This window comes from Janthinobacterium sp. GMG1 (assembly GCF_034427795.1).
GTDB lineage: Bacteria > Pseudomonadota > Gammaproteobacteria > Burkholderiales > Burkholderiaceae_D > Janthinobacterium.
Genome location: NZ_JAXQNT010000004.1, coordinates 354,824 through 376,407, shown reverse-complemented (window position 1 = coordinate 376,407; position 21,584 = coordinate 354,824). Strand labels below are relative to the sequence as shown.

Genomic DNA, 21,584 nt, shown 5'->3' with positions numbered 1-21,584 from the left:
TAGGTTTGCGGCGTGATGGGCGGGGGTGCTGGCTGCCGTGCTTTCCGGACAGCATGGCGGGGATTCCTGCCATCCCCAGTTCGCGCCTAGCGGCCGCTGAAAAAGTGTAGCCGATACTGCTTGGCCGATACGCCCAGGCGCCGCAGGAACACCGTGCGCAGCTGGTCGGCCGTGCCAAAGCCGCAGCGCCAGGCGACGGTTTTCAGCGGCTCGCTACCCGCTTCGAGCAGGGCGCGCGCCGCATCGAGCCGGGCGCTTTCAATGAAGTATGCCGGCGTCACGCCCAGCTCGCGCGCGAAGACGCGGGCAAAGTTGCGCGGACTCATCGCCACCTGGCGCGCCAGGCTGTCCACGTCGAGCGCCGCGCCAAGGTGTGCCAGCACGTATTGCTGCGCCTGCGCCACGGGCGAGGAAGCATCGACGACCGGGGTCAGGTACGGACTGAACTGCGACTGCCCGCCCTGGCGCTGCGTGTACACCACCAGCCGCCGCGCCACCTGCAACGCCAGTTGCGCTCCACAGTCGTCTGCTAGCAAGGATAGCGACAGGTCGATGCCCGCCGTCACGCCCGCCGAGCTGACCAGCTTGCAGTCATGCAGATAAATACTGTCCGCATCGACTTGCGCCAACGGAAAACAGGCGGCCAGCGCCGCCGCATCGTTCCAGTGCGTGGCAACCTTTTTTCCATCGAGCAAGCCCGCATGGCCCAGCAAGAACGCGCCATTGCAGATGGAGCCGTGGCGGCGCGCCTTGCCGGCCGCGCTGGCCAGCCAGGCGCTCAGGTCCGCGTCACGCGCTTGCACCGGCAAGCCGGGACCGCCCGCCACCAGCAACAGGTCATAGGCGTCGTGCACCTGCGCATAATGCCGGTGCGCAGCCAGACATAGCCCGTTGGAGCAGCGCAGCAAGCCTTCCTGCGTGCCCAACACTTCGATCACGTAATGCCGTTCGGGTGGCAAAAAGCTGTTCGCTTCGGCAAACACGTCCATGGGCCCGCTGACGTCGAGCGCCTGCACGCCGGGAAAGATCAGGATGGCAATCGTTGGCATGCTTCAATCCTGCGCCATGGCAGCCACTTGCTGCGCCACCATCTCCGCCGTCGCGGCCGCCAGGGTCCAGCCCAGATGGCCGTGGCCCGTGTTGTAATACACGCCCGGCGCCTTGCCCGGCCCCACTTTCGGCAGCATGGCAGGCAGCATGGGGCGCAAGCCGGCCCACGGGATCACCTTGCGCGTATTCACGCCTGGAAAGCATTGCTCCACCCATTGCAGCAGCGGGCGGATGCGGTCGGCGCGGATGTCGTGGTTGACGCCGTTGAATTCCGCCGTGCCCGCCACCCTGAGCCGGTCTTCGCCCAGGCGGCTGCTGACCAGCTTGGTCGCGTCGTCGAGCAGGCTGACCTTCGGCGCGGCCGCGCGGCTGGCGGCGTCATCCAATTGCACGGTAATCGAATAGCCTTTCACGGGATACACGTTGACATGGTCGCCCAGCATGGCCGCCATGGCGCGGCTGGCCGTGCCCGCGCAAATGACGACGGCGTCAAACACGGTGCTGTCCCCATCCATGGAGACGCGCACCTTGCCATGTTCGCGCGCCAGCGCCGTGACCTGTGCGCCGTAGCGGCACGCCCCCCCCAGGCGGACGCAGGCGTCGGCCAGGCCGCTGGTGAATTTGTGGATGTCGCCCGTGGAATCGCTGTCCGTGTAGTAGCCGCCGTAAAAATTACCTTGCAGCGCCGGCTCGATGGCGCGCATTTCCGCCAAGGTCACGGCGCGCCGCTGCAAGCCCCCTTGCGCCAGCAGGCGCGACACGCCGGCCGCCCGCTCGAAACCGCGCTGGTCACGGTAGACGTGCAGGATGCCGGCGCGGCGGTGATCGAAATCGATGTTTTCAGCTTGCGCCCACGCAAACAAATGTTCGCGCGCGGCGATCGCCATGCGGGCCGTGGCGATGGTATTGCGTTCGTAGGCGGGCATGGCGGCGAGAAACTCCGCAAACCAGCTCAGCTTGTGCCAGCTGGGCCAGGGATGGAGCAGCAAGGGTGCATCGCGCCGCGCCATCCATTTCAGGGCGTTCAGTATCGTTGCCTTGTGGTTCCACACCTCCGCATGTGAGGCCGACAATTGCCCGCCGTTCGCATACGACGTTTCCATGGCCGCATAGCGGTGGCGCTCGATCAGGGTGACATTGACGCCCCGTTGCGCCAGCGCGTAAGCGGTGGTGACGCCCGTGATGCCGCCGCCGATGACTGCCACCGTGCGGCTCATGGCGCCACGACCTTGTGCACGACGGTGTCGCCCGCCTGCAACACGCGGCCATCGGGCGCCAGCACGTCCATCCTGCGCACGGGCAAGCCTGAGCCACGCTGCAGCAAGGTCGAATGCGCCTCGCCCGCTTCGAACAATTGCGCCTCGCTCCACTGGCGCAAGCCGACGACGACGGGAAACAGGGTCAGCCCCTTTTGCGTCAGCACGTATTCCTGGTACGCCGTGCCGTCCGAGGCGGGCGCGACCGTAAAAATACCCTCTTCCACCAGGGTGTGCAGGCGGTCGGCCAGGATGTTCTTCGCCACGCCCAGGCTTTTCTGGAACTCTCCGAACCGGCGCATGCCGTCAAAGGCGTCGCGCACGATCAGCAGCGACCAGCGCTCGCCGATCACGTCGAGCGCGCGCGCCACGGGACAGGGGTCGGTTTTCAGGCTCTTGCGCTTGGCCATCGTCATGCTCCAGGATTGAGTGGTTGCATTTTAAAACTTCCCGGCGTAGACTCCAAGTGGTTTTAATTTGAAACCACCCACCTACAAGACCATGCGCGATACGACAACTTCCATCACGACAGCACTTCCCCCTTCCCTCGTCTGGCTGTTTGCCACGGCGGCCGGCCTCAGCGTGGCCAATGTGTATTACGCCCAGCCCTTGCTGGCCACACTGGCGCACGAATTCGGCATGACGGAGGCCGCCAGCGGCATGGTCATCACGGCCACACAGCTCGGCTGTGCGCTGGCCCTGCTGCTGCTGGTTCCCCTCGGTGACATGCTGAACCGGCGCCGCCTGACCCTGTTCCAGTTGGGCTTGCTTGCCATCACCCTGGCGGCGCTGGGCTGCGCCCGTTCCACGGCCGCCTTGCTGGGCGGCATGCTGCTGGTGGGCTTGCTGGGCACGGCCATGACGCAGGGCTTGATCGCCTATGCGGCCAGCGCGGCGGCCAGCCATGAACGGGGAAGAGTCGTCGGCATGGCACAGGGCGGCGTGGTGATCGGCTTGCTGCTGGCGCGCACCCTGTCCGGCGTGGTGGCGGACCTGGCCGACTGGCGCGCCGTGTATGTTGTCTCGGCGGCCATCGCCTGCACCCTGCTGTTGCTGCTGTGGCGCAAGCTGCCGCCGGCGCAGCCATCCAATCAAAAACTGGCCTACGGCGCCCTGCTCGCTTCCATGGTGGAGATGCTGCTGCACAACAAGGTGCTGCGCGTACGCGGCATGCTGGCCCTGCTGATGTTTGCCGTCTTCAATATTTTCTGGAGCGCCCTGGTGCTGCCCTTGACGGCGCAAGGCTATAGCCATGCAGCCATCGGCGCGTTTGGCCTCGTCGGCGTGATCGGGGCGCTGGGCGCGGCGCGGGCGGGAGCATTGGCCGACAAGGGCCGCGCGCAGTGGACGACGGGCGCGGCCCTGCTGTTGCTGCTGGCCTCATGGCTGCCGCTCAGTTTTGCAGGCGCGGCCCTGTGGCCGTTAATCGTCGGCATCATCGGGCTGGACCTGGCGGGCCAGGCCATCCACGTGACGAACCAGAGCCTGATCTTCAAGGACGACAGCGACGCGCACAGCCGCCTGGTGGCGTGCTACATGCTGTTTTATGCGGTGGGAAGCGGACTCGGTGCGATTGCCGCCACCAGCGTGTATGCGCTGGCGGGCTGGCATGGGGTATGCGCGCTGGGCGCGGCGGTCAGCTTGCTCGCCCTGCTGTTCTGGCGGCTGACCTTGCCTACTGAAAAAGCTGAGTGATAAACGCTTAATTCAGCATGGCCGCAGTGGAACCATGGCGATACGTCTTCAGTGCATCGGGTTGGATCTGGATCAGCGAACCGCTGACTTTAATCAAATGCAAGTCCGTCAGCTGGTGCAGCACGCGCGACAGGGTGGCGGGTGCCAGGTTCAGGAACGATGCCAACAGACTTTTCTTCAGGTCCAGCTTGACCTCGTTCGAGCGCTGCTGGTCCGATGCCTGCAGCAAATACTCGACCACGCGCTGGGTGGCGTTCTGCACGGAGCAGCGCTCCACGTTGCGGATGAAACCCATCAGATGATGCGACAGGCTGTTCATCATCTGGCGCGCAATGCGCGGCGACTGGTCCAGCAGACGCAGCAGCGCGTGCGGCGGGATGCGCAGCAGCAAGCAGTGCTCGAGCGCTTCGGCGCAGAACGGATACGGTTCATCGAGGAAAATCATGGCTTCGCCGAAACTCTGACCCGGACGGATCAGTTCCAGTACCTTGTCCGTACCTTCCATGGAAAACACGCTGAGCTTGACGAGGCCGAAGACCACCACATAGGCGCCTTCCGCCACTTCGCCCTTGCGGAACAGCACTTTGCCTTTTTCCACTTCAACACGCACGACATCCTGGCGCAATTGCTCTAATTGCGAAGGGGAAATATGGCGGAACAGAGCCTGGCTCGATAGCAAGCCATCGACGTTGACCTTATGCATGACACTCTCTTATTAGATTAGCGAATGACTAAGAGTGTAATGGGCCGGCACGGTCAAGGCCATACGTCAAAGGAACTAGGGTTGTCTAGGCCGGAACGCCATGCAGATCAAACAATCGCGGATTGCTTGCGCACTATTTGCACTTTGTTTGATCTTTATTTGCTCAATTCGCGCTCGACCGCGTAGACGGCGATCTGCACGCGGCTGCTGAGCTTAAGCTTCTTGAGGATGTTTTGCACGTGGATTTTCACCGTGCTTTCGGCCACGTCGAGCTGGCGCGCGATTTCCTTGTTGCTCAGTCCTTGCGCCAGGCAGGCCATGGCTTCGCGTTCGCGCGGCGTCAGTTTGTCATAGTCGGCCTGGGGCGCGTTCTGCCCCGCGCGGAACTGCGACACGAGCTTGGCCGTCATGGCGTCGGCAATCACGGATTCGCCGGCGGCGGCGCGGCAAATGGCCTGGCCCAGCTGCTCGGCCTCGATATTTTTCAGCAAATAGCCGCGCGCACCGGCGCGCAGGGCCGCGCCCAGGTCGGCTGCGTTTTCCGACACGGTCAGCATCAGCACGACCATCTGCGGCAGGGCCTGCAGGATCAGCTGCAGCGCCTCGACGCCGGACACGCCAGGCATGTTCAAGTCCATCAGCACCACGTCGGGCTGCAGTTCGGCCGTCAGGCGCACGCCGTCGAGCCCGTTCGATGCCTCGCCCACCACCTGGAATTGAGGATTGCGCTGCAACAGCAGCTTGACGCCGCTGCGCAGCAAGGTGTGGTCGTCGACCAGCAGGATTTTGATTGGTGCGTTCACGTGTTTGTTGCCTGATAAGGATGATTCATCTGTTACGCGGCCTGGCGCCGGGCTGCCGGCAAGGCCAGCGAGATCGTCGTGCCGCCGCCGGGCGTGCTGTCGATGGAAAATTGCGCACCGAGCCGCTCGGCCCGTTCCTGCATGATACGCAAGCCGATCTGCAATTCCGTTTTCTTGTCGCGCAGGTTGGCAGCAAATCCTTCGCCATCGTCGCGCACCTGCAGCGCAAAATCGCGCCCGTTTTCCACGCGCAGGGCCACGTTGCTCGCTTGCGCGTGCTTGCGGATATTCGACAGCGCTTCCTGCACGATGAACAATATCTGCAGCTGCTGCTCGGGCGCCAGTGGCGCGCCGTTGCCGCTCATGTCCAGGGTGCCGACGACGCCCGTCTGCAGTTCGAACTTGGCCAGTACTTCGCTGAGTTTGCTTTCGAGGTCGCTGCCATGCCAGCGCGTGCGGAAATTGACGAGCAATTCGCGCACGTCCTGATAGCTTTGCTCGACACCCATGCGCATCAGCGGCAACACTTCGGCCGCTTCGTCGAGCTGGCCCCGGCGCACGGAATCGTCGAGCATCTGCACTTGCAGGCTGATGAAGTTCAGGCTTTGCGCGATGCTGTCATGCAAGCCTTCGGCCAGCAGGCTGCGTTCGCGCGCCACGGCGAATTCCTTTTCGCGCGCGATCAGGCGCTGGTTTTCGATGGCGATGCCCAGGCTCTGGCCCAGGGTTTCCAGCCAGCCCTGCTGCTGCGCATGCACCGCTTGCGGGCGCGCAAAGTGCAGCGAAAAACTGCCCACCACCTGGTCGCGCGCGAGGATGGGGAAGACGGCGATGGCGATAAAACCTTCGTCCTGGCAACGGTAACGCTGCAGCGCATCGACCTGGCGGAAATCACGGATCTGGATCACGCCCTGCGCCACGGCCGCGCCGCACAGGCAATCGTTGTTGCGGATGCAGTGTTCCTCTTCCACCATGGCGTCGGAAATACCCTCGTGCACGATGATGTGCACGGTGTCCTGCTGCGGATCGAGGATGCGCACGGTGCCGCCTTCGGCTTGCGCGAACTGCATCACGTGGCGCAGGAAGCCACGGCACAGCGCATCGATGGCGTGCTGTCCCGCCAGCAAGGTGGAAATCTCGTGCAGGGTGGCCAGCTGGCGCTCCTGCGCGGCGCTCAGGCCCGATTCGGCTTGCGCCAGGCGGCGCTGGCGCCAGCGCGACGCTGGAAGTTGTTTGCGGGAAGGTTGACTGCGCGGCGCATGCATGAAGAACTCGAATCTGAAAAGTGGTGCGCCCGGCAAACGCTGCGGCCTGCCGGGCTGGTAAAGGTTACAAACGGATCTCGGTGCCCAGCAGCTTGACGAACTGCGCCAGCCAGGCTGGATGCGCAGGCCAGGCCGGCGCCGTGACGAACTGGCCATCGGTGACGGCGTCCGTGACGGCGATGTCGGCATACGTGCCGCCCGCCAGTTTCACTTCCGGCGCGCACGCAGGATAGGCGGAAATGCGCTTGCCACGGATGACATCGGCGGCGGCAAGCAATTGCGCGCCGTGGCAGACGGCCGCGACAGGCTTGCCCGCCTCGGCGAAGTGACGCACGGCGGCGATGACTTTTTCGTTCAGGCGCAGATATTCGGGCGCGCGGCCGCCGGCAATCATCACGGCGTCATAGTCGGCCGGGTCGATCTCGTCGAAGCTGGCGTTCAGGGTAAACAGATGGCCCGGCTTTTCCGTGTAAGTCTGGTCGCCCTCGAAATCGTGGATGGCCGTCTTGATCGTCTCGCCGCTTTTCTTGCCGGGACAAACGGCATGCACGGTATGGCCCAGCATCAGCAGGGCCTGGAACGGCACCATCGTTTCATAATCTTCTGCAAAATCGCCGGTCAAAAACAGAATTTTCTTCGCTGCCATTTAGTTCTCCTATGAAAGATTGATACCGCAAGGCGTATCTTAGCGCGACTTGGCAACCATACTGGATATTTATCAAACTTTTGCGCCTTGATCGAGGATTTTACAGGCTGAGGCAGAATTATTTGCAGGCTGGCAGGTCAAACCCGGATGCCCCTATTCGAAAGCCTGGCCATGCACACCGCCACCAGCCCCCTTGTTTCACCCGCCCTGATCCGTATCTTCGACCACTTTGCCGATGCGCAGCAGGCCCGCAGCGCCCTGCTCGATGATGGCTTCCCCGCGCACGCCGTGCAGCTCGACACGGTCGACGACGAAGCCGTCCCCATACAGGGCAAGGCCGCGTGGCGCGGCATGTTCCGCCTCGTCGTGACCATCGGCAATGCGCAGGAACGGCAACGGGCGCACGCCATCGTGCAGGCCTGCAATGGCTGCGACATCGAACAGCGCACGGCCAGCCACGCGGGCGGCCGGCGCACGGGCGCGCACGCGCAGGCAGGCTGACGGTCTCCCTTGCGCGGCCAAATTATGGCAAGATCCAGCTTCCTTCATTCCACAGTGGAACTTGCCATGATTTTTGAAATTGCCCACATCCAGATCAAATCAGCCACGCATGCTGCCTTCGAAGCGGCCGTGACGAAAGCCATCCCCCTGTTCCAGCGCGCGCGCGGCTGCGAATCGATGCGCCTGGAGCGCTCGATCGAAAACGGCGATGCCTACCGCCTGGTGGTGGGCTGGGCCACCCTGGAAGACCATACCGTGCATTTCCGCGGCAGCGACGACTTCCAGGCCTGGCGCGGCCTGGTGGGTGAATTCTTTGCCGCCCCGCCGCAAGTGGAGCACATGAACACGGTGGTGGCCGGGTTTTAATATTGGCAATCGGCACGGGCTGTGAATGCCCGTGCCGGCGCCTTAAACGGCAGGATGGTGAAACACCTGCCGCAGGTAAGCAAGGAAAGTTTCATCCTTGCACAGGGTCTTGCCCGGCGAATCCGACAGTTTCGCCACGGACTGGCCATTGCAACGCACCAGTTTCATGACAATATTGAGCGGCGTCAAACCGACGTCGTTGGTGAGATTGGTGCCGATGCCAAAGCCCGTCATGATGCGGTCGGCGAAGTGCTGGTACAGGGCGAACGCCTTGTCCAGGTCCAGGCCGTCGGAAAACACGAGGCGCTTGGTATTGGCGTCGATGCGCAGGGTCGCATAATGGGCCAGCGCCTTCTCGCCCCACTCGACGGGGTCGCCCGAATCGTGACGCAAGCCGTCGAACAGCTTGGCGAAATACAGGTCGAAATCGGCCAGGAAGGCATCCATGCCGACCACGTCCGTCAGGGCAATGCCCAGGTCGCCCCGGTATTCCTGCACCCAGTCTTCCAGTGCCGCCTTTTGAAAGTCGCGCAGGCGCACGCCAAACGACTGGAACGATTGCATGTATTCATGCGCCATGGTGCCGATCGGCACGATGCCCAGCTTTTTCGCCAGGTAGACATTCGACGTACCCTTGAAGTACTCGGGCACGTCGCGCGCCAGCCGTTGCACCACTTCGTCATGCCAGGCGCCGGAAAAACGCCGGCGCACGCCAAAGTCGGAAAACTCGAACGGATGCTTGCGCCGTGGCAGCTTGCCGAATTCCTTGACGGCTTCCACTTTCAAGCCCAGGCGGTGCCGCCCTTCGCGCATGGCCGCATCGAGGTCGAAGCGGCGGAAATACAGTTCGTTGATGATGTACAGCACGAAAATCTCGAAGCCCATCACGTGCACTTGCGGCCCGGCCGCGTGCACGAGCAAGGTGTCGCCATCCGTGCTGACGTCGATGAATTTGCGCTGGAAGCGGAACACCGTCAAAAAGTCGACGAAATCGCTCTTCATGAAGCGCAAGGTGCGCAGATAGGCCAGCTCGTCGTCGGCAAACGACATCGAGCACAGGTGATCGAGCTGTTCTTCCAGCTCGCCCTTCAGTTCGGCCAGGGGAAAGGCGGTGGCGTTGCGGCAGACAAATTCGTATTCGGTATGGGTATTCGGATGACCGTGCAGCAATGCTTGCCACATTGTAAATTTATACAGATCGGTTTCCAGCAAACTGCGCACTATCGGGGTCATGTGTGTTTTCTCCAACTTCCTGAAGCCAGAATAGTACGCCACCGCAAGCATTTCAGCAGGACACGTTTAACAAACGGCTCAGGCAGCCGCGTTGGCCAACAATTCAGGCAAGACGTCGGCGGCAGTCGCCAGCCGCGCGCCGCGCGCCTGCATGGCGACAAGGAAGTCGCGCTGCTGCGCGGCAAAGCCCGTGACGGGACTCATGCAGTCCGTCAGCAAGACCAGGCGCGACAGGGCCGCTTTGCCTTGCTGCGCTTCCAGGTAGTCCGCGATGTGCTCGGTACTGGCTTTTACGCAATGGCTGCCCGCCTCGCCGGTGACATAAATCTGCTGCGCCGGCAGCAAAGTGGCGAGGAAATCCAGGTTCAGCTGGGTGGCCGCATCCTGCGCGTCGGGCACTTCCGCCATGACGGCCGAGTAATGCTCGGTCCATGGGTTGGAACCCTTGCTCAGCTTGGCCACCACTTGCAGGTTGGCTACTTCCCAGCCGTTGTAGGCGGCGCGCACGGCCGCGTGGATATTCTGGCCCCAGCTGCCGATCTCGCAATGCACGGGCCACACCATCAGCTGGTAACGCCCCGCTTGCTGCAAGGCATCGAGGTAAGCCAGCGCACGCGGCAAGGCGCCGCTGGCGGCGGGCAGGAACAATCGGTCGCGCACATGCTGCGCGCTGATCTGCGTAAACGGCGGCACGGCGCCGCCATCGCCCGTACGCCAGAAGGCGGGGTGGGCGATATCGTAGCGGTGGTGGGCATCGAGCGTCACGCTGATCTGCGTCAAACCGCCGCCCCCTTCGCGTATCAGCTGCGCCACGCGCAGCATGTCGGCATGGGCGCCAGGCACGGCCAGCGCCGGCGCCGCATCCTGCGGCAACCAGGCGGGAGGCAAATCGCAAAAATCGTTTTGCGGGTCGATGACAAGCAGGTGCAACTGGCGTTTCATGGCGCTCCTCTGGCGTGGCGATATCTCGCCTGATATCTTGCATAATACGGGCAACTTCGCTGGCGCGCCTACCCCGTCGACGCCAGGACTGTGCTCATTCGCAATAACTTGCGTCTGAACAAGCCTGGTCAGGGGTGGAAGACATAACGGCGCTGGCGCCGCTCGACCAGCTTGACGGCAGCCTCGCCCGCCTCCGCCACGGCGTCCGCTTCCGTTGTAAACTGGTGATCGGCCGACACCCGGCGCTTTTTCACCAGGTTGACCCGGTGCATGGGGTTGCGCGACGGGGCATAGATGGCGACGTAGGCGCCCCATAGCTTGCAGCCCCGCAAGGGTTCCGCCGTGTAATTCACCTCATAAAAATCAACATACTTTATCGGCACGATGTTCGCTCCAAAAATGACATGGCCGGACAGCTTGTCTCTACGGACTGACGCGGTAAAAGGGTAAAACCATGCGTTCACGCCTGCTCGGGATACCCGATGCGGCTGTTTGTTTTTATCACGCGGCACAGGAGAAAATGAATGAATGACTATCTCATCTTCATGCATGACGACACGGAAACACCGATGGACGTCGCCACCTCGGCCTGGGAAGACTACTTCGCCATGCTCAGGGCCAGCGGCCGCTTCTGCGGTGGCAGCTCCATCGGTTCCGGGATCTGCGTGCACCGGTCCGGCCAGGCCAAACCGGTTACGTCACACTTGTCAGGCTATCTACGTGTACAAGCTGAAAGTATAGACGATGCTAAAAAATTGTTAATCGGAAACCCCGTACTGAACGCAGGGGGAACGGTGGAAATTCGCGAGCTGCCGCGCGACTGACGCGGCGTCACTGGCCCCTATTTCCCGGCCTCGGCCGCGGCATGCATGGACCACACGACACTGAGGATTTTCCATGCGCCATCGCGCTTGACCATTTGCCACGCTTCCACGCCATAGTTGGACAATTTATTGTCGACGAGGAATTCGTAGTCGAAGTTGACCCACGCCACATGACGGTCCTGGGTGATCTTGACGTTGTAGAATTTTTCTTCCGTGCGCAAGGGTTCGCGCTTGATGAAGTTGGCGAATGCGATATAGCCGCCCATCGCGACGCCATCGAAGTGGACGTCCGTCGTGTCGCGCATTTTCTTGATGAAACCGTCGTCGGCCGGCGAGGCGAACAGGATGTTGGTGTGCAGCATCAGCGACGACAGCAGCTTGACATCCTTGGCGATCAGCGCCGCCTGGAAATCGGCGACGACTTTTTCAATGGCGCGGATATCTTCAGGCGTGGAGCCGTGGCGGCCCACGTGGGATGGCGCAGGGGATGCAGGGGGCGCAGTCTGCGCCAGCGCCATGCCTGCGGAAAACAAAGAACATCCGAACAGTACTGCGCTTGCCAACTTGTGCATGGGGGACTTTCATGGCGAACGGCTCGCCGGCCTGGCACGGGGCGTGCCGCCGGCAAGCTTATGTCAACCATGGCAGATTGGCAATCCCCCATTGGAACTAGGGTGGAAGCAAACTCAGGCAGCCAGGGCCTCGATCGAAGCGCGGCCCTTGGCGATCGCGCTGCTGACGGCATCCTCGCCCATGGCCACGCCTTCGGCTTGCACGAATTCGATATCGGTGATGCCGATGAAGCCCAGCGTCGTGCGCAGATAGGTGCTCAGGTAGTCATATGCGGCGCCCGGACCTTCGCTATAGACGCCGCCGCTGGCCGTGAAGATCACCGCTTTCTTGCCCGTGGCCAGGCCGACCGGGCCCGTCGCCGTGTACTGGAACGTGCGGCCCGCGCGTGCCACGTGATCGATCCACGCCTTCAGGGTCGAGGGCACGGAAAAGTTGTACATGGGTGCGGCCAGCACCAGCACGTCGGCGGCCAGCAATTCATCGACCAGAGTATCGGACAATTGCACGGCCGCTGCCGCCTGCGCGCTGCGCTGCTCGGCCGGCGTGAAGAAGGCGCCCATCACCTCTTCCGTCAGGTGCGGCACGGGCTGCGCCGCCAGGTCGCGTTCGACGACGCTGGCGCCTTGCGCGGCCAGTTTGGCGACGAATTCACCGGACAATTGGCGCGACAGGGATCCGCTGTTACGCACGCTGCTATTGATATACAAGACCTTGCTCATGAAGTGCTCCTTCGAAAACGGTAGACTGGAATGCCGCATCGCGGCCCTTGCACACAGCATAGTTCGGGTCTACCATCGATGAAACCGTATAAATATAAATGATTAGCATCGAATTTTTAGATATGGAGTCACCATGAGAGAACCGGGCCAGCCTTCGCTTGACCAGTTGCGCGTGTTCGTCGCCGTCATCGACGCGGGCGGCTTCGCCCACGCGGCGCGCCAGCTGCACCGCACGCAGTCCGTCATCAGCTACACCATCGCCAACCTGGAAGAACAATTGAATGTGGTGCTGCTCGACCGCGGCAAGCGCAAGCCCACCCTGACGGACGCGGGCAAGGCCCTGCTGGCCGACGCGCGCGCCGTGGCCCTGAAGGTCGATGGCATGCGCGCGCGCGCCAAGGCGCTGGCTGGCGGGCTGGAGGCGGAAGTGTCGGTGGTGGTCGACGTGATGTTTCCCACCTGCGTGCTGGTGCGCGTGCTCGAGGCGTTCCAGGCGCAGTTCCCCACCGTCGCCCTGCGCTTGCGCATCGAGGCGATGGGCGCCGTGGCGCAACTGGTGATGGATGGCAGCTGCCACATCGGCCTCGGTGGCTGGATGACGTCCACGGCCAGCGTCTTCGAGCGCTTGGCCGTCGGTCACGTGCGCCTGATTCCCGTGGCCGCCCCCAGCCACGCGCTGGCGCAACTGACAGGCCCGATCGCCTCCAACGTGGCGCGCGAACACGTGCAACTGGTGCTCAGCGACCGCAGCGTGCTGACGCAGGGCCAGGATTTCGGTGTGCTGGGCTTGCGCAACTGGCGCCTGGGCGACCTCGGTTCCAAGCATGCGCTGCTGCGCGCTGGCCTGGGCTGGGGCAACATGCCCGAGGCGATGGTGCGCGACGACTTGGCGGAAGGCCGCCTGGTGCACCTGCCGCTGGCCGTCGACAATGGCGAGAATTACCCGATTTATTTGATCCAGCTCGCCGACACGCCGCCTGGCCAGGCGGGCAAGTGGCTGACGGAACGGTTTGCGGAGCAGTTGCCACTGCTGGAACAAGTCTTCTAGAAGCACGCGCGCGCAGGTATCATGCGCGCATACATTGATCAGCATCAAAAGGAACCACCATGGCCGGCATCGACGACTTCGTCAACAAACAAAAACCGGGCGCGCGCTTCGTCATCACGGCGCAGATGCTGCGCATGACGCCGCAGCAATTCGACTCGCTGGCGCAGGAGTGGATGGAAGACGGCGGTCCCGGCTTCGACGTGGCCGGCATCCCGCACCGGGTCGTCATCGATGGGCAATTCTATATCGGCCGGCTCACCGTGCAGCGGCACGGCGAGCCGGCATAACGGCGACTCCAGCCTACTCGACGCCCAGCACGTGCAGGCGGCGGCGCAGGCGCGCCACTTCCTCCGATAGATCGACCACCAGCGCGGCCAGTTCCGCGTTCGCGTCGAACACGGATTCGATTTCGTGCAGGCGGCGCGCACGCACCAGGTCCAGGCTCGTGAAGCGCCAGGCTGTCAGTTGCCCCGCCGGCGGGCCGTCCTGCAGCAGCACGCCCGTCTGCACATGCTGCACCACCCAGTCCGGCTCCACGGCGCAGGCGCGCGCCAGTTCTTCCAGGCTCAGGGCACGGTCTTCGAGCAATTCGCCAATTACCTTGTTAGTCATGATTTACCCTCCCAGCTTCTGGCGCGGATTGAAAGCCATTTCGCGCGCCATGGTTGCATACAGTTCGCGCGCCTTGTCATCGTTCGCCGGCGGCAGCACCACTTCGAGCAGCAGGTACAGGTCGCCCGGCTGGGCGGCGGGAATGCCGCGTCCCTTCAGGCGCAGCTTGCGCCCCGTCTGCGAATTGGGCGGCACCGTGACGGACACCGTGCCCGATGGCGTGGGCACGTCGATTGCGCCGCCCAGCGCCGCTTCCCACGGCGTGACGGGTACCGTCTCGAAGACGTCGCGCCCCTCCACCTTGTAGCGCGCATCGGGCCGGAAGCGGATTTCCAGGTACAGATCGCCGGCGGGCGCGCCGCCGCTACCGGGATTGCCCTGCCCCTTCATGCGCAGCTGCTGTCCTTCCGTGACGCCTTTCGGTATCGTCACTTCCAGCGTGCGTTCGCGCGTCACCACGTGGCCTTGCGCATCCGCTTCGGGCACGCGCATGACGATGTGGCGCTTGGCGCCCTGGTAACTGTCCTGCAGGTCGATGGTGATGGCGGCATGGCTGTCGTCGCCCTGCATCTGGAACGTGCTGTTGGCGCGGCGCCGCCCGCCCACGTGGGCGAACAGGTCGGCAAAGAAGTCGCTGTCGTCGGCGCCCGAGGATTCGTAGCCCGAACCCCAGTCCGGCGGCGGGCGGAAAGGCTGACCCTGCGCGCCCTGGTTACGGCCCAGTTCATCGTAGGCGGCGCGCTTTTCCGCGTCGCCCAGCACGCCATAAGCTTCGTTGAGGGCCTTGGTGCGCTTGTCGGCGTCCGGCTCCTTGCTCACGTCGGGGTGGTATTTGCGTACCAGTTTGCGGTACGCCTTCTTGATCTCGGCCTCGGTCGCCGTCTTTTCGACGCCAAGCTCCTTGTAGTAGTCCTTGTATTCCACCGTGCCTGCTCCCCATGGTTGAACTGCCTATGGAAAGAGTACACGAATTAGTCGCCGGACAGCGTGTGCACAATACAACGCTGCCCGGCGGCGAAATCAGCGCACGCGGCGCAGCGAGGATATGCGGCGATCCAGGCCATTGTGCAGGCGGCCGTAGCTGCCCGGCCCCATCACCACGCAGCGGCCGCGGAAGTTGGCGTCGACGCAGAATTCCCAGCGGCCGTAATTGACGATGATCGATTCGGCGCGGTCGTTGAAGCCATAGCGGCTCAAGTCATGCACTTCGCGGTCCAGGCGCACGGGCCGGCCGCGCATGCCCGCATCGGGGAACATCAGCACGGCGCCATTCATGTCGGGACGGTGGCCGCCGCCGTGGCCGGGATAACCTGGATAGCCGGGATAAGGACGCTCCGGCTCCGGACGCGGAGGGTAGGGACGGTGATCGCCGCCGCCATGGCCTGGCCGGCCCACTTCGCGCACCGAAGAGATGGCGTCGTTCATGCCCGGCATGCTGCCGTAGCGGCCAGGTCCGAGGGTGCGGCAGTTGCCCCTGTAATTGGCGTCCTTGCACACTTCCCAGGTGCCCGAGCGCACGATCACGCTGGAGGTCTTGTCGTTAAAGCCCATGCGCGACAAATCGCCCGCGTCGGAGCGCAGGGTGACGGGACGGCCGCGAAAACCGGCATCCTCGAACAGGGTGATTTCGCCCGCCGATGCGGCAAGGGGGGCGAGGAAGGTAGCGGCGCACAGCAGCGCGGGCCGGAAAGATCGAACCATGACAACTCCAATACTGAGACATTTTCGCCAGTGTAGTCCAGGCGGCAGGCGGCGAGTGTAACAAAGGGCAAGCAAATGTCAGCACACGGCTGGGAATGTAAAGGCTATGTCACAATCAAGTGTGGGAATACTCCCAGGGTTGCTTTCAATAACGTTTCTGGTGAACGGATGCGTCTGGCGTCGAGTATCCAGCGCCAGCCCAGGTAATTTGGCAGGTAGCGCGTCGCCACGCCGTGAAACGGACGCAGCCATTGCCGCAAGCGGCTGTGATACGCATTGACGTTCTGCACATGCGCGGCGCCCTGCACACGGATGCCGGCGCGCAAGTTGACGGCCTCGTGGCTGATGCCCGCTTCCCTCGCAAACGCCCGGTAGGCCGCATGGCCATCCGTTACCAGCAGAACATCCTTGTCGATAACGGGCAACAAACATCGGTGCAGCTGCGCCTTCGTCAACGCGCCTTTGCCCGTGACGAAATCAAGGGTCTGGCCCGTGCGGTCGCGCGCCACCAGGATGCAGACTTGCTCATTCGAGATACCGCGTTTAAAGGCATGGCCGCCCCGGCGGCGAGCCGGCCGCGTCATCTGCCTCGATCCCTTTTCCGATTCCAGCACGTAGAGTTCATCGGCCTCGGCGATGCCATGCAGGCCATGCGGCCGGTCCGTCTTCGCCACGCTGAGAAAGCGGTGGCGCCAGCGAAACGTGGTGTTGCGGTGTAATCCCAGCTGCTGAGCGGCCTGGCGCACCGAGGCGGAGTCGAGCAGGCAATCGGCATACGCGATCCATAGCGCCTTGTGACGCAAGCGGGCCAGCGGCGTGCCCGTCAAGGCATTGAAAGTGCGCCCGCAAGGCACGCAGCGGTAGCGCTGCAAGCTGTGCGCATGGCCATGCCGGTGCAGGTGAGGCGAGCGGCAGGCGGGACAGGCCAATCGCGGCTGCGCCACGCTTTCCAGCAACGCGACGGTCGCATCTTGCGGTGCGTTGCCACGCAGCAGGGCCATGCCTGTCTGCCGCTGGCGTCGGTTCAAGTGAGCAAACTGGGCGATAAAACGGATCCATTCGGCTGGCTGCATGATCTGCTCCCTATGTGGTAAGTATGCAGAGTCAGACAGCAATGCCAAGGGAAGATTCCGGCAGTTCCCCTATTTACCGATGACAGAGCCAATATAAAAGCCGCCTGGCGGGGCATTCCCGGCAGGCGGCCTGTCAGCACGGCGTCAGGACGCGGTCAGCGCACGCGGCGCAGCGAGGAAATCTGGTTTTCCATGCCATTCAGGCGGCCATATTCGCCCGGCCCGATCACTTCGCAGCGGCCGCGGAAGTTCGAATCGCTGCACACTTCCCACTGGCCCTCGTTGACGACGATGGACGAGGCGCGGTCATTGAAATTGAGACGCACCAGGTCTTCCGTGCTGCGGTCCAGCGCCAGCGGTTCGCCGCGCATGCCCGCCTCGGGGAACAGCAGGACGGCGCCGCGCTGCTGGTACTGCGGCTGCTGGTATTGCGGATACTGCTGCTCGTACTGCGGCCGCTGGTACTGATTCTCGTACTGCTGCTGGCGGCGCGCTTCGCGCTCGTCGACCATGCGCGCCGACGACACGCGGCCATCGAGGCCCCGTCCCAGGTCATCGTGGCGGCCGGGGCCGAAAATGCGGCAAGTGCCCTGGTAATTCGAATCGCTGCACAACTGCCAGTAGCCGTTATGGATGACGATGCTGGTGGTGCGGTCGTTGAAACCGATGTTGACGAAATCGTCCGTATCGCGGTTCAGGCGCGCCGAACCGCCATTCTGGCCCGCGCCCGAATACACTTCCAGGGTGCCGCCGCGCCCATAGCCGCCATTGCCACGGTCTGGATCACGCCCCGGGCGCCCCGGATTGTAGCCATCGCCGCGCCCCGTTTCGCGCACCGAGGTGATGGCGTCGTTCATGCCAGGCATCGAGCGGTATTCGCCTGGCCCCAGGCTGCGGCAATTGCCGCGAAAACCGGAATCCGTGCACACATCCCAGGTACCCGAACGCACCATGATGCTGGACGTCTTGTCGTTGAAGCCCATGCGCGACAGATCGTCCGTCGTCTCGCGCAGCGTCACGGCGCGGCCGCGGAAATTGTCATCCTCGAACAGGGTGATTTCGCCCGCATGGGCGCCGGCGTGGGCCGCCAGCGACAGCAGCAAGGTTGCGGTGCATGCCGCAGCATGTTTGAAAGGGCCCGTCATGATTAACTCCATTCTTCATTCTTTGGTGATGATTTGCCTGGCGATTGCGCCAGGATGCTAGTGTAACAAATACAAGGCCGCGTGGACGGCCCGGTGACGCGTCAATACAGGCGGCGCAGCGAAGAAATGCGCTTGTCGAGCTGCGCGTCCAGGATTTCATACTTGCCCGGGCCCATGCGCTCGCAGGTGCCATTGAACTGCGAGTCCGTGCACACTTCCCAGGTGCCTTCATTGATGGCCATGGAGCCGGCCTGGTCGTTGAAATTCAGGCGCACCAGGTCGCTGACGTCGCGGTTCACCTGCAGCCCCGGGCCCTTCAGGAAGGCGCGACCGTACAGCACCACCAGGCCTTCGTCGTTTTGCGGCCGGTTCTCTTCGCGCGGATCGACCAGGCGCGCCGACGACACGCGCCCATTCAGGCTGCCCAGGTCATCATGGCTGCCAGGCCCGAACACGCGGCAACTGCCACGGTAGTTGGAATCGCTGCACAGCTGCCAGTAGCCATGCTCGATGCGCGCGCTGCTGGCGCGGTCATTGAAGCTGATGTCGACCAGATCGTCGCGGTCCGCATTCACGCCGGCCGATGCGCCGCGCTGGCCGCCGTCGGCATACAGTTCCAGCGCCGCGCGGCGGCCGCCGCTGCTGCCGCTCCCCTGTCCGCCGCCGATTTCGCGCACGGACGATATCTTGTCGTTCATGCCCGGCAGCGAGCGGTAGTCGCCCCGTTCCAGCGTCTTGCAATCGCCCTTGAAATCGGCGTTCGTGCACACTTCCCAACTGCCCGAATCGACCTGGATGCTCGACACGGTGTCATTGAAACTGACGCGCGACAGGTCATCCGTCGTATCGCGCAAGACGACTACGCGTCCCTTGAAATTGTCATCGGTGTACAGGCGGATTTCGCCGGCCTGCGCCCCGAGGTGGACAAACAGCGAACTGGCGCACAGCAGGGCGAGGGCGAACGGGCGATTCATGGGGGCGGTCTCCGGTGGCGGCAAAGCTGAGTGATCGACATGACAACTGATGTCAGTGTAGCCATCCGTGGAAAAAACGGTGTAACAAAGTATGAAAAAAGGACAACAAATTGTTACCAAAAGCAATAACAGGCTCGCGCAGGAGCCCGTCATTGCCATTTACATTGCCATTTACCTTATCAGCGCACTTCGCGCACCGACGAAATGCGGTTGCTCAGGCGCTCCAGGCTCGCGTATTCACCGGGTTCCAGGGTGCGGCAGCGGCCGCGGAAATCCACGTCCTCGCACACTTCCCAATAGCCGGAGCGCACGCGCACGCTTTGCACCGTGTCATTGAAATCGCGCTCGCGCAAATCGGCCGAGGCATTGCGCACGCTCAAACTGCGGCCGGCGAAATCGTCGCGCGTATAGAAGGTCAGTTCGCCGCCCAGCGAGCGCCCAGGCAAATGGCCACGCTCCCGGTCGCGCTCCCAGTGACGATCCCGGTCACGATCGCGGCCCGGATGACCACCCCAGCCGCCGCGCACTTCGCGCAGCGAGGTGATTTTATTGGCATGGCCATCGAGCGACGGATACTCGCCCGCCTCGAGCAGGAAGCAATCGCCGCGGAAATCGGCTTCCTCGCACGCTTCCCAGCGGCCCGAGCGCACGCGGATGCTTTGCGTCGTGTCGTTGAAACGGACGTCTTCCAGGTCGGCGACGGCGTCGCGCACGGTCTGCGAGCGGCCGTGATAATCGTCGCGCGAATACAAGGTCAGTTCGCCGGCGCCGGCCAGTTCGGCCGTCATGGCGGCGCCCAGCAGCAGGGCGCAGTTCAGGGTGTGTCTCAGCATGGTCTTGCTCCATAGTCAGGGTACTGCGGTTGACTATTTGGTCATTTTGCCAAATAGAGCGCGCAGTCTATCCGCGACTGGCCCGCTTAGCTGTAACAAATGATTACCGCGCCCGGCCTCCTCCGGGTGCCACGGCGGACAAGCACGGCGAATGCCGGTAGAATCTTGTGTTTAGTCAAGCTTGCCGCCCATGCCACACACTACCTCGTTCACCCTGCCCGCCGTCCGTACTGAAATTTCTTCACTGTGGAAGCTGGCCTGGCCTATCCTGATCGGCCAGCTGGCCACCGTCGGCATGGGCGCGGCCGACGTGGCGATGACGGGTCATACGAATCCCGAGGAACTGGCGGCCGTCTCGCTGGGCGCGGCCATCTGGTCCATCGTGCTTGTCACCGTGAGCGGCATCATGATGGCGATCAATACTTTGGTGGCGCATGAGATCGGCGCCGCGCGCCACGACAAGGTGCCGCACATCGTGCGCCAGTCGCTGTGGAAGGCGCTGCTCGTGGGCCTGGTGGCTTGCCTGCTGACGAACATGGCGGCGCTGGTATTCGACCACCTGATGCTGGAACCCGCCGTGGCATCCAAGGCCAAGCTGTTCGTGCACATCATCAGCTGCGCGCTGCCGCCGTTCGCCGCTTACCGCGCGCTGTACGGCTACAGCACCAGCATCAACCAGACCAAGCCCGTGATGGTGATCGCGCTGGCCGCGCTGGGCCTCAATATCCTCGTCAACTACCTGCTGATCTACGGCCACTGGGGCATGCCGAAGATGGGCGGCGTGGGCTGCGCCGTGGCCACTACCTGCTGCGTGTGGATGATGCTGCTGGCCATGCTGGCCTGGATCAAAATCGCGCCTGCCTACCGCGCCACGTATCCGTTCACGCACTGGGAAGGGCCGCAGTTGTCGTCCATCGGCCCCATGCTGCGCCTGGGCCTGCCCATCGGCGTGACCTACTTTGCCGAAGTGAGCGCGTTTGGCGTCATCAGCCTGCTGGTGGCGCGCTTCGGCGTGATCCAGGTGTCGGCGCACCAGATCGCCCTGAATTTCTCGTCCGTCGTCTTCATGGTGCCGCTCACCTTCGGCATCGCGCTGGTCACGCGCGTGGGCCATGCCGTGGGCGAAGCCAATTTGCGCAAGGCCCGCTTCATTTCATGGGTAGGCGTGGCCATGTCGCTGACGGCGGCCATCGTCTCGGCCACCGTCATCACCGTCTTCCGCCACCAGATCGCGCAAGCCTATACGTCCGATCCGCAAGTGCAGGCCCTGTGCGCGCAGCTGCTGCTGTTCGCCGCCCTGTTCCAGCTGTCCGACGCGACGCAGGTGGCCACGTCCTGCGCCATCCGCGGCTACAAGGTGACGCGCCAGCCGATGCTGATCCAGCTGCTGGCCTTCTGGGGCTTCTCGCTGCCGATCGGCTATGTGCTGGGTCTCGCGCCGGCAGGCTTCCCCTGGTCGCCGGCAGAACCGATGGCCGCCGCCGGCTTCTGGATCGGCCTCGTCACAGGCCTGACGGTGGCGGCCGTGCTGCTGACCTGGTATTTGAACCGGCTGTCGCTGCAGCGCCTGCACGCGGCGCATTGAACACAGTGCATTGAACCCAGGGCGGCGCGCAATTTAT

General features: G+C 63.4%; 26 protein-coding genes. 7 read left to right on the top strand and 19 right to left on the bottom strand.

From position 1 onward, the window contains the following. Positions 1-86: 86 nt before the first annotated feature. The 3 genes from SJI03_RS13560 to SJI03_RS13550 are packed head-to-tail and all read right to left on the bottom strand — an operon-like array spanning position 87 to position 2,716. Positions 87-1,049: a GlxA family transcriptional regulator gene (locus SJI03_RS13560; protein WP_322427510.1), complete on the bottom strand. Its 963-nt coding sequence runs from the start codon at positions 1,047-1,049 to the stop codon at positions 87-89. A gap of 3 nt (positions 1,050-1,052) precedes the next feature. Beyond that, positions 1,053-2,267: a D-amino acid dehydrogenase gene (locus tag SJI03_RS13555; protein WP_322427509.1), complete on the bottom strand. Its 1,215-nt coding sequence runs from the start codon at positions 2,265-2,267 to the stop codon at positions 1,053-1,055. Then, entirely contained in the window at positions 2,264-2,716 is a 453-nt protein-coding gene (locus tag SJI03_RS13550) for a helix-turn-helix domain-containing protein (protein ID WP_322427508.1), read from the bottom strand. Before SJI03_RS13550 ends, SJI03_RS13555 begins: the two co-directional genes overlap by 4 nt. 91 nt (positions 2,717-2,807) lie before the next feature. On the opposite strand from SJI03_RS13550, the gene SJI03_RS13545 reads away from it, so the two are divergent. Continuing rightward, positions 2,808-4,001, top strand: coding sequence for an MFS transporter (locus SJI03_RS13545; RefSeq protein ID WP_322427682.1), 1,194 nt, complete (start codon positions 2,808-2,810; stop codon positions 3,999-4,001). A gap of 7 nt (positions 4,002-4,008) precedes the next feature. On the opposite strand, the gene SJI03_RS13540 is transcribed toward SJI03_RS13545, so the two are convergent. The 4 genes from SJI03_RS13540 to SJI03_RS13525 all read right to left on the bottom strand — a co-directional run bounded on the left by SJI03_RS13540 (position 4,009) and on the right by SJI03_RS13525 (position 7,418). Then, the gene (locus SJI03_RS13540) at positions 4,009-4,704 is read right to left on the bottom strand and encodes a Crp/Fnr family transcriptional regulator (RefSeq protein ID WP_034781930.1); all 696 of its coding nucleotides are present in this window, start codon (positions 4,702-4,704) and stop codon (positions 4,009-4,011) included. A gap of 155 nt (positions 4,705-4,859) precedes the next feature. After that, positions 4,860-5,507: a response regulator gene (locus SJI03_RS13535; protein WP_099378856.1), complete on the bottom strand. Its 648-nt coding sequence runs from the start codon at positions 5,505-5,507 to the stop codon at positions 4,860-4,862. A 32-nt stretch (positions 5,508-5,539) separates the two neighbouring features. Beyond that, positions 5,540-6,772, bottom strand: coding sequence for a GAF domain-containing sensor histidine kinase (locus tag SJI03_RS13530; RefSeq protein WP_322427507.1), 1,233 nt, complete (start codon positions 6,770-6,772; stop codon positions 5,540-5,542). A 64-nt stretch (positions 6,773-6,836) separates the two neighbouring features. After that, entirely contained in the window at positions 6,837-7,418 is a 582-nt protein-coding gene (locus SJI03_RS13525; protein WP_099378854.1) for a DJ-1/PfpI family protein, read from the bottom strand. A 147-nt stretch (positions 7,419-7,565) separates the two neighbouring features. Here SJI03_RS13525 and SJI03_RS13520 point away from each other — a divergent pair, with 147 nt between their 5' ends. Then, entirely contained in the window at positions 7,566-7,919 is a 354-nt protein-coding gene (locus tag SJI03_RS13520; RefSeq protein ID WP_322427506.1) for a hypothetical protein, read from the top strand. A gap of 66 nt (positions 7,920-7,985) precedes the next feature. After that, the gene (locus SJI03_RS13515; RefSeq protein ID WP_099378852.1) at positions 7,986-8,285 is read left to right on the top strand and encodes an antibiotic biosynthesis monooxygenase family protein; all 300 of its coding nucleotides are present in this window, start codon (positions 7,986-7,988) and stop codon (positions 8,283-8,285) included. 42 nt (positions 8,286-8,327) lie between these two features. On the opposite strand, the gene pncB is transcribed toward SJI03_RS13515, so the two are convergent. The 3 genes from pncB to SJI03_RS13500 form a co-directional block, all read right to left on the bottom strand. Beyond that, positions 8,328-9,518, bottom strand: a complete 1,191-nt coding sequence (pncB, locus tag SJI03_RS13510; RefSeq protein ID WP_099378851.1) for a nicotinate phosphoribosyltransferase — start codon at positions 9,516-9,518, stop codon at positions 8,328-8,330. Between the two features lie 78 nt (positions 9,519-9,596). After that, positions 9,597-10,460 carry a cysteine hydrolase gene (locus tag SJI03_RS13505; protein ID WP_322427505.1) on the bottom strand — a complete coding sequence of 288 codons (864 nt, stop codon included), beginning with the start codon at positions 10,458-10,460 and terminating at the stop codon, positions 9,597-9,599. Between the two features lie 128 nt (positions 10,461-10,588). Beyond that, positions 10,589-10,843, bottom strand: coding sequence for a hypothetical protein (locus SJI03_RS13500; RefSeq protein WP_099378849.1), 255 nt, complete (start codon positions 10,841-10,843; stop codon positions 10,589-10,591). Positions 10,844-10,984: 141 nt separating this feature from the next. Here SJI03_RS13500 and SJI03_RS13495 point away from each other — a divergent pair, with 141 nt between their 5' ends. Next, positions 10,985-11,284 carry a hypothetical protein gene (locus tag SJI03_RS13495; protein ID WP_322427504.1) on the top strand — a complete coding sequence of 100 codons (300 nt, stop codon included), beginning with the start codon at positions 10,985-10,987 and terminating at the stop codon, positions 11,282-11,284. A gap of 17 nt (positions 11,285-11,301) precedes the next feature. Here SJI03_RS13495 and SJI03_RS13490 read toward each other — a convergent pair whose 3' ends face one another. Together SJI03_RS13490 and SJI03_RS13485 are read right to left on the bottom strand one after the other, a co-directional pair. Further along, positions 11,302-11,856, bottom strand: a complete 555-nt coding sequence (locus SJI03_RS13490) for a hypothetical protein (RefSeq protein ID WP_322427503.1) — start codon at positions 11,854-11,856, stop codon at positions 11,302-11,304. 114 nt (positions 11,857-11,970) lie between these two features. Then, the gene (locus tag SJI03_RS13485) at positions 11,971-12,576 is read right to left on the bottom strand and encodes an FMN-dependent NADH-azoreductase (RefSeq protein ID WP_322427502.1); all 606 of its coding nucleotides are present in this window, start codon (positions 12,574-12,576) and stop codon (positions 11,971-11,973) included. A 133-nt stretch (positions 12,577-12,709) separates the two neighbouring features. On the opposite strand from SJI03_RS13485, the gene SJI03_RS13480 reads away from it, so the two are divergent. After that, positions 12,710-13,624 carry a LysR family transcriptional regulator gene (locus SJI03_RS13480; RefSeq protein WP_322427501.1) on the top strand — a complete coding sequence of 305 codons (915 nt, stop codon included), beginning with the start codon at positions 12,710-12,712 and terminating at the stop codon, positions 13,622-13,624. A 59-nt stretch (positions 13,625-13,683) separates the two neighbouring features. After that, a complete protein-coding gene (locus SJI03_RS13475) occupies positions 13,684-13,911 on the top strand; it encodes a hypothetical protein (protein WP_099378844.1) in 228 nt (75 codons plus the stop codon). A 13-nt stretch (positions 13,912-13,924) separates the two neighbouring features. On the opposite strand, the gene SJI03_RS13470 is transcribed toward SJI03_RS13475, so the two are convergent. From SJI03_RS13470 to SJI03_RS13440, 7 genes are all read right to left on the bottom strand, one after another. Then, entirely contained in the window at positions 13,925-14,236 is a 312-nt protein-coding gene (locus SJI03_RS13470) for a MerR family transcriptional regulator (protein WP_034759737.1), read from the bottom strand. A gap of 3 nt (positions 14,237-14,239) precedes the next feature. Continuing rightward, positions 14,240-15,160, bottom strand: a complete 921-nt coding sequence (locus SJI03_RS13465; protein ID WP_322427500.1) for a DnaJ C-terminal domain-containing protein — start codon at positions 15,158-15,160, stop codon at positions 14,240-14,242. Between the two features lie 96 nt (positions 15,161-15,256). Further along, positions 15,257-15,937, bottom strand: coding sequence for a beta/gamma crystallin-related protein (locus SJI03_RS13460; RefSeq protein ID WP_322427499.1), 681 nt, complete (start codon positions 15,935-15,937; stop codon positions 15,257-15,259). A 104-nt stretch (positions 15,938-16,041) separates the two neighbouring features. Further along, positions 16,042-17,010 (bottom strand): IS1595 family transposase, encoded by a 969-nt coding sequence (locus SJI03_RS13455; protein ID WP_322427498.1) that lies wholly within the window; start codon positions 17,008-17,010, stop codon positions 16,042-16,044. Positions 17,011-17,165: 155 nt separating this feature from the next. After that, a complete protein-coding gene (locus SJI03_RS13450; protein WP_158301287.1) occupies positions 17,166-18,155 on the bottom strand; it encodes a beta/gamma crystallin-related protein in 990 nt (329 codons plus the stop codon). A gap of 101 nt (positions 18,156-18,256) precedes the next feature. Next, positions 18,257-19,129, bottom strand: coding sequence for a beta/gamma crystallin-related protein (locus SJI03_RS13445; RefSeq protein WP_158301288.1), 873 nt, complete (start codon positions 19,127-19,129; stop codon positions 18,257-18,259). Between the two features lie 179 nt (positions 19,130-19,308). Beyond that, complete coding sequence (locus SJI03_RS13440) at positions 19,309-19,962, bottom strand: beta/gamma crystallin family protein (RefSeq protein WP_099379426.1); 654 nt, start codon at positions 19,960-19,962, stop codon at positions 19,309-19,311. 190 nt (positions 19,963-20,152) lie between these two features. Here SJI03_RS13440 and SJI03_RS13435 point away from each other — a divergent pair, with 190 nt between their 5' ends. Further along, the gene (locus SJI03_RS13435; protein WP_099379427.1) at positions 20,153-21,547 is read left to right on the top strand and encodes an MATE family efflux transporter; all 1,395 of its coding nucleotides are present in this window, start codon (positions 20,153-20,155) and stop codon (positions 21,545-21,547) included. Positions 21,548-21,584 lie beyond the last annotated feature (37 nt).